Origin of the sequence: Pseudomonas sp. R-28-1W-6 (assembly GCF_009799925.1) — a bacterium.
GTDB lineage: Bacteria > Pseudomonadota > Gammaproteobacteria > Pseudomonadales > Pseudomonadaceae > Aquipseudomonas.
In genome coordinates, this window is sequence record NZ_WELK01000003.1 from 306,417 (window position 1) to 319,675 (window position 13,259).

Sequence of the window (13,259 nt, forward strand, 5' to 3'; positions counted from 1 at the left end):
ACACCGTGGAAGTTCGAGTCTTCTCCTGGGCACCACTCTTCAAAACAAAACCGAGCCTCTGGCTCGGTTTTGTCTTTTCTGGCTTCTGAAAACCCGTCACGAGGCGAGCTCACATGAGCTCGCCCTTGCACAATCAGACCTTGAACTGGGCGAAGCTGGCCTTGAGCTGGTTCACCAGCCCCTCCACCACGCGACCGCTGGCCGCCGTCGCACTGACCTCGCGCGCCGCACGCTGCGCCTCACTGTGAATCACCTCGACGCGGCCACGCACCGCACTGGCACCATCGGCCTGATGCGCCGCCGCGCGACTGGCGCTATCGATGGCGCCATGCACCTCATCCACCGATGCCTGCACCGACTGCTGCAGCCGGGCACTGTCACGCAGTGCCTGCAGGCCTTCGGCCGCCTGCTCGCCAGCCTGACCGATCACCGCCACCGCCTCGCGCGCGCCCTCCTGCAACGCCGTGATATGCGCCTGGATGTCGCCGGTAGACTGCTGGGTCTTGCTGGCCAGGGCACGCACCTCGTCGGCCACCACAGCAAAACCGCGACCGCTCTCGCCGGCACGCGCCGCCTCGATGGCCGCGTTCAGCGCCAGCAGGTTGGTCTGCTCGGCGATCGAACGGATCACCGTCAGCACCACCTCGATCTGCTCGCTCTGCTGTGCCAAACGCTCGATCACCGCCGAACCATTATCCACCCGCGCCACCAGCGCCTCGATCAGGCCACCGACCCGCTGGGCAATCGCGGCGTTGTCATGCGCCGCCTGGCGAATCGCCCCCACGCGCTGCTGCGCCTCATGCATCGCCTGGTTTTCCGCCTGGGCGGCGCCGGCCATCTCCTCCAGCGCCTGCAGACTGCCGGCCACTTCATCGCGCTGACGCGACGAGGCCGCCTCGGCCGATGCACTGCGCTGGGCAAGACTGCGGATTTCCTCGCCGGTACGCTGCGCCACCTCGCCCGCCTCGCGCACGATGGGCTGCAACTTGGCGATGAAGCGATTGACCGCCTCGGCCATGTCGCCCACCTCGTCGCGACTATCCAGCTGCACCCGCCGGGTCAGATCGCCCTCGCCCGCCGCCAGATCACGCAACGCCGCGATCAGCAGCTGCAAGCGGCTGAGCACGCGCCAACCGAGAACCAGCGCGACCACCACGATCACCAGCAAACCGACTACCAGCAGCCCCACGGCGATCCGCCAGCGCAGCCCCTCGGTCGCCGCGCGCACGGTCTCGCTGCCGTTGCGCGCCATGTCCTGGGTCGCCTCTTCCGCCAGCTTGAGGCGCTGCTGCAGGGCCTGGGCGCTTTCCTGCGCCGCCCCGGCCAGGCTGCTGTCCACCAGCGCCCCGGCATTGCCGACCAGCGTCGCGAAGCGACCGTCGAGGGCGACCAGCTCCTTCTCCACCGCATCCAGGGAAATGCCCAGCTGGATCTTGCCGATGGGTGCACCCATCGGATTGATCTCGACCTCGACCATGTGCACCCGAGGATCACGCGAGGCCGCATCGACCAGGCGCTCCAGCGGCGTCTTGCCCTGCCCGGCGGCAACCAGCCCGCGCACCTGTTCGCTGCTGCGATTGAAGTTGCGGGTCAGGCGCTGCCCCTGGGCGTCGTAGTACACCGCGAACAGCACCGCCGGATCGCGCTGAGCAATGCGCGTGAAGGCGGTCAGCGCCGGCGCATCGTTGTCCCAGATCGCCTTGGGAGCGACACCGGCCAGCAGCTGCGCCAGCGAACTGCCGGATTGCTTGAGGTTTTCCTCGAGCACCTGGCGCAGCTGCGCCTGCTCGTTCTTCAGCTGGGTGGAAAGGCCATCACCCAGACGCTGCCGGGTATTGCTGGAAAGCGCAGCCATGCCGTCGCGCATCTCCTGCTCGGCCTTGCCCAGCTCGCCGGCCAGGCGCTCGCTTTCGCCGCCGAGACGCCGGCTCAGATCGGCGACTAGGCCGTCGACACTGGCATGGGTCAGCCATACGGCCAGACCGACCTGCACCAGCATGGCGACACTCAATGTAATGAAGACCGGCCGCAACAGGCGGCTGCGCAACAACGAGAATAGAACGGACACTGCTCAACTCCTTCCGTCGGAACGACCCATATACCTACATCGGCGGCGGGCCGCAAAGCTGTAACCCAAAGCAAGGTATAGGCCAGCCCCGGTACTTTCGCGCCAAACAAAAAGGCCGCTCGAAAGCGGCCTTTTGTCACTCAGCACAAGCTCAGATCAAGCGAACGGGTGACGCAGCACGATGGTCTCGTTGCGGTCCGGGCCGGTGGAGACGATGTCGATCGGCGCACCAACCAACTCTTCCACGCGCTTGATGTAGGCACGCGCCGCCGCCGGCAGCTCGTCGAGGCTCTTGGCGCCGAGGGTGGATTCGCTCCAGCCCGGCATTTCCTCGTACACCGGCTGCAGGCCGATGTAGCTGTCGGCGTCGGTCGGCGCATCGACCAGCAGCTTGCCCTCGGCATCCTTGTAACCGGTGCAGATCAGGATGGTTTCCAGGCCATCGAGCACGTCCAGCTTGGTCAGGCACAGGCCGGAGATGCTGTTGATCTCGATGGCGCGACGCAGGATCACGGCATCGAACCAGCCGCAGCGACGGGCACGACCGGTGGTGGAGCCGAACTCGTGGCCACGCTTGGCCAGGAAGGCGCCCGTCTCGTCGAACAGCTCGGTGGGGAACGGACCGGAACCGACACGGGTGGTGTAGGCCTTGGTGATACCGAGGATGTAGTCCAGGTACAGCGGGCCGAAACCGGAACCGGTGGCGGTGCCGCCGGCGGTGGTGTTGGAGCTGGTGACGTAGGGGTAGGTGCCGTGGTCGATGTCCAGCAGAGAGCCCTGGGCGCCTTCGAACATGATGTCCTTGTCGGCGCGACGCAGGTCATGCAGGGTGGCGGTCACGTCGGCCATCATCGGGCGCAGCAGCTCGGCGTAGGCCATGCACTCGTCGAGGGTGGTCTGGAAATCCACCGCCGGCTCTTTGTAGTAATTGGTCAGGACAAAGTTGTGGTAGTCGAGCAGCTCGCCCAGCTTGGAGGCGAAGCGCTCGCGATGGAACAGGTCGCCGACGCGCAGGCCGCGACGAGCCACCTTGTCTTCGTAGGCCGGGCCGATGCCGCGACCGGTGGTGCCGATCTTGGCATCGCCCCGGGCCTTCTCACGGGCCTGATCGAGGGCCACGTGATAGGACAGGATCAGCGGGCAGGACGGGCTGATACGCAGGCGCTCGCGCACCGGCACACCCTTCTCTTCCAGCTTGGTGATCTCGCGCATCAGGGCGTCGGGAGCGACCACCACGCCGTTGCCGATCAGGCACTGCACGCCTTCGCGCAGGATGCCGGACGGAATCAGGTGCAGCACGGTCTTCTCGCCGTCGATGACCAGGGTATGGCCGGCGTTGTGGCCGCCCTGGTAGCGCACAACGGCAGCTACCTGCTCGGTCAGCAGATCGACGATCTTGCCCTTGCCCTCATCACCCCACTGGGTGCCCAGGACCACGACATTCTTACCCATAACACTTGTCCTCTATTCGAAAAGCTCGGTGCCGGCCACGGCCGACGGAAAATCACTCAGGACGCCAGGGGCGCCACCTGCCAACGGCCATCGCGCAGCTGCAACTGGCGGTCGCAGCCCGCCTCGACGGCACCACCCGACTCCTGGCCCGGCAATGCCTGCACCACGCGCACCCCCTCACGACGCAGACGCTGCACGGCCTGCCACAGGTAGACATCATGGTGGTCCGGCGCCCAGACGCCAGGCGCCGGCTCGGCGACCTGCATGTCGCCGAGGCTGACCAGGGTCTTCAGGTCGGTGGAAAACCCGGTGGCCGGCCGCGCGCGACCGAAATCGGCACCGATGTCGTCATAGCGACCGCCCTGGGCGATCGACTGCCCCATACCGGGAACGAACGCGGCGAACACCGCGCCGGTGTGGTAACGATAGCCGCGCAGCTCGCCCAGATCGAAATACAGCGGCAGCTCGGGATAGCGCAGCTCCAGCTCGTCGGCAATCGCCACCAGCTCGTCGAGCGCGGCATGCACCTCGGCCGGCGCCTCGACCAGGCAGGCCTGGGCCAGCTCCAGCACTTCGCGACCGCCGCACAGCTCGGCCAGCGCGCGCAGCATGGAGGCCAGCTCGGCCGGCAGGCCGGCGGTCAGCGCCGCCACTTCATCCACGGCCTTGCGCTGCAGGGCGTCGAACAACTGCTGCTCGACCTCGCCGGACAGCTCGGCGGCACGGGCCAGACCGCGGTAGATGCCGACATGACCGAGGTCCATGTGCACATCCGGTACGCGGGCCAGCTCGAGCATGTCGAGCATCAGGCTGATGACTTCCACATCGCTGGCCGGGCTGGCGTCGCCATACAGCTCGGCGCCCAGCTGGATCGGGCTGCGCGAGGTGGACAGTGCGCGCGGCTGCGCATGCAGCACGCTGCCGGCATAGCACAGGCGGCTCGGCCCTTCGCGGCGCAGGGTGTGCGCATCGATGCGCGCCACCTGCGGCGTAATGTCGGCACGAAAGCCCATCAGGCGCCCGGATTGCGGATCGGTCACCTTGAAGGTGCGCAGATCCAGATCCTGGCCAGCTCCGGTCAGCAGGGATTCGAGGTATTCGATGTGCGGGGTCACGACGAATTCGTAACCCCAGCGCTGGAACAGATCCAGCACCTGGCGGCGTGCCGCCTCGATGCGCGCCGCTTCCGGCGGCAGTACTTCTTCGATGCCATCTGGCAGCAGCCAGCGGTCTACCGTTGCCATTTCGCCATTCCCCTCTCGGTACGGGCGGCAGCCTTCAGTGAAGCAAATACAGGAGGGCGGTTCCCAGCAGCATGCTGGCGAGCCCCATCAGGCGCAGCCGACCATCAGACAGCTGCGTCAACTGCGTAAGCGCCGTGCGCCAACGCCGCGGATAGAGGAAGGGCAAGACGCCTTCCAGCACCAACATCAGGCACAACGCGATGCCGAATTCCTGCCACATGATTCCCGCAGACGCAAAAAAGCCGGGCTGTTTACCCGGCTGGCTCATGATAACACGTTTTCCGAAACGGTCACCCCGGCGGGCCGAATGGCCGCACCGGGGATACGCCGATCAGGGCTTGGAGCGCTCCATGTAACGGAAGAACTCGCTGTCCGGATCCAGCACCAGCACGTCGCTCTTGCTGGAGAAGCTGTCGCGGTAGGCACCCAGGCTACGGTAGAACGCGTAGAACTCCTGGTCCTGGCCGTAGGCCGCCGCATAGATGGACGCCGCCTTGGCATCGCCATCACCGCGCACTTCCTCGGACTCGCGATAGGCTTCGGCCAGCAGCACGCGCTTCTGCCGGTCGGCATCGGCACGAATGCCCTCGGCCAGCTCCTTGCCCTTGGCACGATGCTCGCGAGCCTCGCGCTCGCGCTCGGAAGCCATGCGATCGAACACGCTGCGGTACACCTCTTTCGGCAGGTCGATGGCCTTGACACGCACGTCGACCACCTCGATGCCCAGCTCCTTCTGCGCCATGCCGTTGAGCGACTTGGTGATGGCGGCCATCAGCGCATCGCGCTCACCGGAAACCACCTCATGCAGGGAGCGGGTACCGAACTGGTTGGACAGCGCGGAGACCAGACGCTGCGACAGGCGGTCGTCGGCGATCTGCTTCATGCCGGAAGTCGCGGTATAGAAGCGCTCGGCATCCGCCACCCGCCACTTGGCATAGGCATCGACCATGACCGCCTTCTTTTCCAGGGTCAGCACACGCTGGATCGGCGATTCCAGGGTCAGCAGGCGGCCGTCGAACTTGCGCACCTGGTTGACCATCGGAATCTTCACGTGCAGACCGGGCTGCACATCGGCCACCTGGATCTTACCGAACTGCAGGAGCACGGCCTTTTCCGTCTGGGTGACGATGTAGAAGCTGTTCCAGGCAACGACCGCCAGGACCACGCCGGCGATCAGGGCAAACAGAGATTTATTGCTCATCAGCGGCTCTCCCGCGTACGCAGATCGCGACGCTCCAGATCATTGATGATCCGCGTGGTCGTTTCACTGCTGGCCGGCTGTGCGGCACTGGCCGCGCCAGTCGCTCCACGGCTGTCGATCATCTTGTCCAGCGGCAGGTACAGCAGGTTGCTCTGCCCGTCCTTACCGGTCACCAGCACCTTGCTGGTATTGCGGTAAACCTCCTGCATGGTGTCCAGATACAGGCGCTGACGGGTGATTTCCGGGGCCTTGCGGTATTCCGCGACCAACTTGGTGAAGCGATCCGCCTCACCCTGGGCACGCGACACCACTTCATCCCGGTAACCGTTGGCGTCCTCGATGATGCGCTGGGACTGACCGCGCGCTTCCGGTACCACGCCGTTGGCATAGGTTTCCGCCTGGTTCTTCTCGCGCTGCTCGTCTTCGCGGGCGCGGATCACGTCGTCGAAGGCATCCTTGACCTCGGCCGGAGCCGTGGCGCGCTGGATGTTGACCTGGGTGACGGTGATGCCGGTGCCGTAGGTATCGAGGAAGGTCTGCAGACGCTTGCTCACCTCCAGCGACATCTGCTCGCGACCGAGGGTGATCACCTCATCCATCGACGTGGAGCCGGCGACATGCCGCAGGGCACTCTCGGTGGCGTGCTGCAGGCTGATCTCCGGCTGATCGACGTTCAGCACGAAGGCTTCCAGGTTGCTGATCTTGTACTGCACGGTCAGCGGCACCTCGACGATGTTCTCGTCTTCGGTGAGCATCTGCCCCTGCACGGAGAACGTCCGCTCGCGCGTCACGTTTTCCTGGAATTTCTTGTCGATCGGCGGGAAGTAGATGTTCAGACCCTGGCCGACCGTCTCGTGGTACTTGCCGAGACGCAGGATGACTGCCTGCTCCTGGGCATCGACGATGTAGATCGCGTTCCACAGCCAAACCGCAAACAGCAGTGCCACGCCGATACCCAGCAGGCCGAAGCCGCCGCCCTCGCCCTCGCCGCCACTGCGTTTCTTGCCGCCACCGAAGATCCCGTTGAGGCTCTCCTGCAGCTTGCGGAAGGCCTCATCGAGATCCGGCGGGCCCTGGCGTCCACCGCCTTTGCGGCCGCCCCAGGGATCCTGATTGTTCGAATTGCCACCCGGCTCATTCCAAGCCATAGCGCTCTCCATCTGATAAAGCGAAGACGCGCCCGCGGCGCGCCGCCCAATGCTACAGAATGCCCGCCTGCCGCCGCAAAAACGATGGCACAGGCTTTATTGCAAAGTGTGTTGCGCGAGGAACTCCTGCGGTTCCCAGCCGGCACGACTAACCAGGCGATTCAGCTCGACCCGCGGCAGGCGGATGGCCAGCAGAATATCGCCGTTTTCGTCATGGGCCTCGCTCTGTACCGCATTCAAGGCGAAAAACTGCGCGCGTAGCCGCCCCAGACGCTGCGACAGGCGCAGGGTGCCGACGAACAGATCCTCGCCGAGCAGCTCGGCAATCGCCTGGCGCAGCAGGTCCAGGCCGGCACCGTCGCGCGCCGACAGCCATACTCGCACCGGCTTGCCGTCGCCGTCGCGCTGAATCTGCGGCTCGACGTGCTCCAGCAGGTCGATCTTGTTGTACACCTCGAGCATCGGCAGCTCGTTGGCACCGATCTCGCCGAGCACGGCCATGACCTGCTCGATCTGCTGATCGCGCTCCGGCTCGTAGGCATCGATCACGTGCAGCAGCAGGTCGGAGTTGCTCGACTCCTCGAGGGTGGCGCGAAACGCCTCCACCAGCTTGTGCGGCAGGTGACGAATGAAGCCAACGGTATCGGCCAGCACCACCGGCCCCAGGTCGTCCAGCTCGAGACGGCGCAAGGTCGGGTCGAGGGTGGCGAACAGCTGGTCGGCGGCATAGACCTCGGACGTGGTCAGCGCATTGAACAGGGTGGACTTGCCGGCGTTGGTATAGCCGACCAGGGAGACCGACGGGATATCCGCGCGCTTGCGCCCACGCCGAGCCTGCTCGCGCTGGCTGCGGACCTTCTCCAGGCGCTGCTTGATCTGACGGATGCGCACCCGCAGCAGGCGCCGGTCGGTCTCCAGCTGGGTTTCCCCCGGACCGCGCAGACCGATACCGCCCTTCTGCCGCTCGAGGTGGGTCCAGCCGCGGACCAGGCGCGTGCTCATGTGGTCGAGCTGAGCCAGCTCGACCTGCAACTTGCCTTCATGGGTGCGCGCGCGCTGGGCGAAGATATCGAGGATCAGGCCGGTGCGATCGAGCACCCGGCATTCGAAGGCACGCTCGAGGTTACGTTCCTGGCTGGGAGTCAGGGTGTGGTTGAAGATGACCAGATCGGCCTCTTCGGCCTTGACCAGGTCGCGCAACTCCTCGACCTTGCCGCTGCCGACCAGGTACTTGGCAGTCGGCTGATGGCGCGGCACGTTGGCGAAGGCCACCACGTCCGCACCAGCAGAAAGCGCCAGCTCGCGAAATTCCTGCGGATCTTCGCGCGCCTCGGGATTCTGGCCATCGAGGTGAACGAGAATGGCCCGCTCACCACCACCGTGGCGCTCAAAAAACAAGGCAGACTCCCGTCAAGCGTTGCCCGGCTCGACTTGCTCGCCTTCGGTCGCACTCGGCAGGCGCACCGGACGGCTCGGCACCACGGTAGAAATGGCGTGTTTGTAGACCATCTGGCTGACGGTGTTCTTCAGCAGAATGACGAATTGGTCGAAGGATTCGATCTGGCCCTGCAGCTTGATGCCGTTCACCAGATAGATGGAAACCGGTACGCGTTCCTTACGCAGGGTATTCAGGTAAGGGTCTTGTAGCGAATGCCCTTTTGACATATGCCGCACTCCTGTAGGGGTCAAAATGTAGTAAAGCAAAAATGGCTTATGCCGTATCGCGCTCAATAAGCAAGGATAGACGGCCGCCGAAAAGGTCTCACGTCAATATGGAGACCGCTTTCAGGTATTTCAAGGCACAAAAAAGATTGTCATCGGCCAGACTGTCCAGCCAATGCAGATCTGCCCAACTGCGCAACCAGGTGAACTGCCGCTTGGCCAGTTGGCGCGTGGCGATGATCCCCCGCTCCGTCATTTCCTCGCGATTCAGCTTGCCGTCCAGATAATCCCACACCTGGCGGTAACCGACCGCGCGAATCGACGGCAGGCCCGCGTGCAAATCGCCCCGCGAGCGCAATGCTTCGACCTCTTCGATGAAGCCGTGTTCCAGCATCTGCCGAAAACGCAGAGCTATCCGCTCGTGCAACACGTGCCGCTGCACCGGCGCAATGGCCAGCTGCGCCACAGTATAAGGCAAATGTGCCATGCCAGGGGCGTCTAAACCGCGATTTTCCGCGGCCTGGCGCTGCCTATGCGCGGTCATGCTCAGGCCGCTGACCCGATAGACTTCCAGCGCCCGGATCAGGCGCTGCGGATCATTGGGATGGATGCGCGCCGCCGACTCCGGGTCGACCTCGGCCAGTTCGCGATGCAGGGCCGGCCAGCCGAGCAGCGCGGCGCGCGCCTCCAGCTCGGCGCGCACCGCCGGATCGGCGCCGGGCATGTCGGCCAGCCCCTCCAGCAGCGCCTTGAAATACAGCATGGTGCCACCCACCAGCAGCGGAATCCGGCCGCGCGCGCTGATCTCGGCCATAGCGGCCAGGGCATCGGCGCGGAACTCGGCGGCGGAATAGCTCTCGGCCGGGTCGCGGATATCGATCAGACGGTGCGGGTAGCGCGCCAGTGTCTCCCGGTCCGGCTTGGCAGTGCCGATGTCCATGCCGCGATAGATCAGCGCCGAATCGACGCTGACCAGCTCGCACGGCAGGGCATCGGCCAGGGCCAGGGCCAGATCGGTCTTGCCGGCGGCGGTCGGCCCCATCAGGAAGATGGCGGGAGGCAGGCGTTCGGACATCGGGTAAAGGCGCTCCAGGCGCAGGCGGCAACGCCTCAGCGACCGCGAAGAAAGAGCTTGTCGAGATCGTCCATGCCCAGCTGGGTCCAAGTCGGCCGCCCATGGTTGCACTGGCCGCTGCGCTCGGTGTGCTCCATGTCGCGCAGCAGGCCGTTCATCTCGGGCAGGGTCAGGCGCCGGTTGGCACGCACCGCACCGTGGCAGGCCATGGTCGCCAGCAGCTCGTTGAGATGGGCCTGGATGCGATCGCTGGTGCCGTATTCGAGCAGGTCGGCGAGCACGTCGCGCACCAACTGGGTGGCCTCGGCCTGCTTGAGCAGGGCCGGTATCTGCCGGATCGCCAGGCTCTCCTCGCCCAGGCGCTGCAGCTCGAAGCCCAGGCGCTGGAACCAGTCGGCATGCTCCTCGGCGCAATCGGCCTCGCGCTGGCTCAGGGCGATGGACTCCGGCACCAGCAATGGCTGGCCGCGCAGCCCCTCGCTGGCCATGGCGGTTTTCAGCCGCTCGTAAGTGATCCGCTCGTGGGCCGCGTGCATGTCCACCAAGACCATGCCCTGGGCATTCTCGGCAAGGATGTAGACGCCCTTGAGCTGGGCCAGGGCATAGCCCAGCGGCGGAATGTCGCCCTGGGGCTGCGGCAGGCCGACCGGCACCGCGTCGGGCAACGGCGCGAAATACTCGCGATAGGCACCCTGCGCCTCGGCGGCCGGCAGCGCCGCCTCGGGGCGCGGCGCCTGGTAGCCGGCACCAGGCGAGCGCCATACGGAGGTCGGCGCCGCCGGCTGCTCCAGCATATTGGCCGCCAGGCCCATCTCGCCTTGCGGGCCGAACTCGCCGGCGGCTTGGCCGCTCGGGCGCACCATCTGGCTCACCGCCGCGGGCGCCGCCAGTTGGTCTTCCGGGCGCACCTCGCCCAAGGCGCGGTGCAGGGTGCCGTAGAGGAAGTCATGAACCATGCGGCTGTCGCGAAAGCGCACTTCATGCTTGGTCGGGTGCACGTTGACATCGACCACCGTCGGGTCGATCTCGAGGAACAGCACGAAGGTCGGGTGACGACCATTGAACAGCACGTCGCGGTAGGCCTGGCGCACCGCGTGGGCGACCAGCTTGTCGCGCACCATGCGCCCGTTGACGTAGAAATACTGCAGGTCGGCCTGGCTGCGCGAGAACGTCGGCAAGCCGACCCAGCCCCACAGGCGCAGGCCGCTGCGCTCGATCTCGATCGGCAGCGCCTGCTCGAGGAACGCCGGGCCGCACACGCTCGCCACGCGCCGCGCGCGGCTAATCTCGTCCGGCGCCTCGTGCAGGGCGAACACCGTCTTGCCGTTGTGGCGCAGGTGGAAGGCCACGTCGAAACGGGCCAGGGCCAGGCGCTTGATCACCTCCTGCAGGTGATCGAATTCGGTTTTCTCGGCACGCAGGAACTTGCGCCGCGCCGGGGTATTGAAGAACAGGTCACGCACCTCCACCGAGGTGCCGACCGGGTGCGCCGCCGGCTGCACCCGCGCCGCCATGTCGCGCCCCTCGGTTTCCACCTGCCAGGCCTGCTCGGCCTCCGGGGTGCGCGAGGTCATGGTCAGGCGCGCCACCGAGCTGATCGAAGCCAGAGCCTCGCCACGGAACCCCAGGCTGATCACGCTTTCCAGGTCTTCCAGTTCGCGGATCTTGCTGGTGGCATGCCGCGCCAGGGCCAGCGGCAGGTCATCGGCGGGAATGCCGCCGCCATCGTCGCGCACCCGCAGCAGCTTGATGCCGCCTTGCTCCACCTCGACATCGATGCGCTTGGCACCGGCGTCCAGGCTGTTTTCCAGCAGTTCCTTGATCACCGAGGCCGGACGTTCGACCACCTCGCCGGCGGCAATCTGGTTGGCCAGCCGCGGACTGAGCAGCTGGATGCGCGCACCGCCGCTCACGGCTGGGCCGCCAACGCGGTAGCCGGGATGCGCAGGGTCTGACCGACCTTGATCACGTCCGAACGCAGCGAGTTGGCGCTGCGCAGCGCGGCCAGGCCGACCTGGTAGCGCTGGGCGATCAGCGCCAGGCTTTCGCCGGACGTCACCACGTGCTCGCGCGGCCCCGGGGCGATCTTGCCGGTGTCACGCAGCCAGGCGATGTAGGTGCCGGGCGGTGGGTTCTGCTGGAAGAACTGCCGTACCCCGGTGGTGATCGAGCGAGCCAGGGCCTGCTGATGGCCGTGGCTGGACAGCTTGCGTGCCTCGTTGGGGTTGGAGATGAAGCCGGTTTCGACCAGGATCGACGGAATGTCCGGCGATTTCAGCACCATGAAGCCGGCCTGCTCGACCCGGCGCTTGTGCAGCGGGGTGATGCTGCCCATGTGGCTGAGTACCTTCTGCCCGACGTTGAGGCTGGAGGACAGCGAGGCGGTCATCGACAGGTCGAGCAGCACCCCGGCGAGCATGCGGTCCTTGTCGTCGAGGCTGACGTTGCCGGCGCCACCGATCAGGTCCGACTGGTTTTCGCTGTCGGCCAGCCAGCGCGCGGTTTCCGAGGTGGCGCCGCGATCCGACAGGGCGAACACCGAGGCGCCGAAAGCCGAAGCCCGGGGCGCGGCATCGGCATGGATGGAGACGAACAGGTCGGCGCCCTTCTTGCGCGCAATCTCGGTGCGTTTGCGCAGCGGAATGAAGTAATCGCCGGTGCGCACCAGCTCGCCGCGGAAGCCCTTCTCGGCATTGATCTGCCGCTGCAGCTCCTTGGCGATGGCCAGGGTCACGTTCTTCTCGAACACGCTCTTGTTCGGCCCGAGCGCGCCCGGGTCTTCGCCGCCATGGCCGGCATCGATGGCCACCACGATCTCGCGCTTGCCGCTGGGCATCGGCGGCAGCTTGGCGGGCGCCGTGCTGGCCACCTCGGCAACCGGCACCTGCGCCGGCGGGTTGGCACTGCCTGCGGTATTGGCTGGAGCTGGCGTGCTGGCGTTGTTGCCGCCGGGCGGCGCACTGGGCGCGACCGCGGCCGAGCCGGCAGGCACCGATTCCTGATCGAACAGGTCGACGACCAGGCGATGGCCATACTGTTGATTGGGCGCCAGGCTGAAGCTTTTCGGCGCAACCGTCGCCGACAGGTCGAGGACCAGGCGCAGGTCGGTCGGCGAGCGCTGGGCCGAGCGCACCGCGGTGATCGGCGTGTTGCCCAGCGACAGCTGATCCAGGCGGCCGACCATCTGCGCGCCGTTGATATCGATGACGATGCGATTCGGTGCGGCCAGGGTGAACACGCTGTGCTGCACCGGGCCGGACAGGTCGAAGACCAGGCGGGTGTTATCCGGCGCGCGCCACAGGCGCACGCTGCGCACTTCCGTGGCGGCCAGCACGTCGGCAGCCAGCGCCGCCAAGACTATCCCTACCCCGCTGAACAGCGCACGAATGCGCATAGCCTTCCCCATTTT

Annotated in this window: 11 protein-coding genes, 1 tRNA gene and 1 pseudogene (1 of these 13 only partly in view); 1 reads left to right on the forward strand and 12 read right to left on the reverse strand. The window is 66.1% G+C overall.

The features are described 5' to 3' along the window. Window positions 1-35: transfer RNA gene (locus F3I62_RS20230), tRNA-Leu, on the forward strand (it extends 152 nt beyond the left edge of the window). Window positions 36-133: 98 nt separating this feature from the next. On the opposite strand, the gene F3I62_RS20510 is transcribed toward F3I62_RS20230, so the two are convergent. The 12 genes and pseudogenes from F3I62_RS20510 to F3I62_RS09155 all read right to left on the reverse strand — a co-directional run bounded on the left by F3I62_RS20510 (window position 134) and on the right by F3I62_RS09155 (window position 13,256). Then, window positions 134-1,018 (reverse strand): methyl-accepting chemotaxis protein, encoded by an 885-nt coding sequence (locus F3I62_RS20510; RefSeq protein ID WP_372240106.1) that lies wholly within the window; start codon window positions 1,016-1,018, stop codon window positions 134-136. Further along, window positions 992-1,999, reverse strand: a pseudogene (locus F3I62_RS20515) (HAMP domain-containing protein); the annotation flags it as partial. The gene F3I62_RS20510 and the pseudogene F3I62_RS20515, both read right to left, overlap by 27 nt. A 225-nt stretch (window positions 2,000-2,224) precedes the next feature. Beyond that, entirely contained in the window at window positions 2,225-3,520 is a 1,296-nt protein-coding gene (locus tag F3I62_RS09110) for an adenylosuccinate synthase (protein WP_160489329.1), read from the reverse strand. Window positions 3,521-3,576: 56 nt separating this feature from the next. Further along, window positions 3,577-4,764 (reverse strand): ATP phosphoribosyltransferase regulatory subunit, encoded by a 1,188-nt coding sequence (locus tag F3I62_RS09115; protein ID WP_160489330.1) that lies wholly within the window; start codon window positions 4,762-4,764, stop codon window positions 3,577-3,579. 34 nt (window positions 4,765-4,798) lie between these two features. Then, window positions 4,799-4,984: a DUF2065 family protein gene (locus tag F3I62_RS09120; protein ID WP_160083466.1), complete on the reverse strand. Its 186-nt coding sequence runs from the start codon at window positions 4,982-4,984 to the stop codon at window positions 4,799-4,801. Window positions 4,985-5,095: 111 nt separating this feature from the next. Continuing rightward, window positions 5,096-5,965: a protease modulator HflC gene (gene hflC, locus F3I62_RS09125; RefSeq protein ID WP_160489331.1), complete on the reverse strand. Its 870-nt coding sequence runs from the start codon at window positions 5,963-5,965 to the stop codon at window positions 5,096-5,098. After that, entirely contained in the window at window positions 5,965-7,113 is a 1,149-nt protein-coding gene (gene hflK, locus F3I62_RS09130; protein WP_160489332.1) for an FtsH protease activity modulator HflK, read from the reverse strand. The genes hflC and hflK overlap by 1 nt, the downstream gene beginning before the upstream one ends. Window positions 7,114-7,209: 96 nt before the next feature. Beyond that, window positions 7,210-8,511, reverse strand: a complete 1,302-nt coding sequence (gene hflX, locus F3I62_RS09135) for a ribosome rescue GTPase HflX (protein ID WP_160489333.1) — start codon at window positions 8,509-8,511, stop codon at window positions 7,210-7,212. 12 nt (window positions 8,512-8,523) lie between these two features. After that, window positions 8,524-8,778 carry an RNA chaperone Hfq gene (gene hfq, locus F3I62_RS09140; protein WP_021701802.1) on the reverse strand — a complete coding sequence of 85 codons (255 nt, stop codon included), beginning with the start codon at window positions 8,776-8,778 and terminating at the stop codon, window positions 8,524-8,526. Window positions 8,779-8,875: 97 nt separating this feature from the next. Beyond that, a complete protein-coding gene (miaA, locus tag F3I62_RS09145) occupies window positions 8,876-9,850 on the reverse strand; it encodes a tRNA (adenosine(37)-N6)-dimethylallyltransferase MiaA (RefSeq protein WP_160489334.1) in 975 nt (324 codons plus the stop codon). A 35-nt stretch (window positions 9,851-9,885) separates the two neighbouring features. Beyond that, window positions 9,886-11,763 (reverse strand): DNA mismatch repair endonuclease MutL, encoded by a 1,878-nt coding sequence (mutL, locus tag F3I62_RS09150; RefSeq protein WP_160489335.1) that lies wholly within the window; start codon window positions 11,761-11,763, stop codon window positions 9,886-9,888. Further along, window positions 11,760-13,256 (reverse strand): N-acetylmuramoyl-L-alanine amidase, encoded by a 1,497-nt coding sequence (locus F3I62_RS09155; RefSeq protein ID WP_218572797.1) that lies wholly within the window; start codon window positions 13,254-13,256, stop codon window positions 11,760-11,762. Before F3I62_RS09155 ends, mutL begins: the two co-directional genes overlap by 4 nt. Window positions 13,257-13,259: the final 3 nt, after the last annotated feature.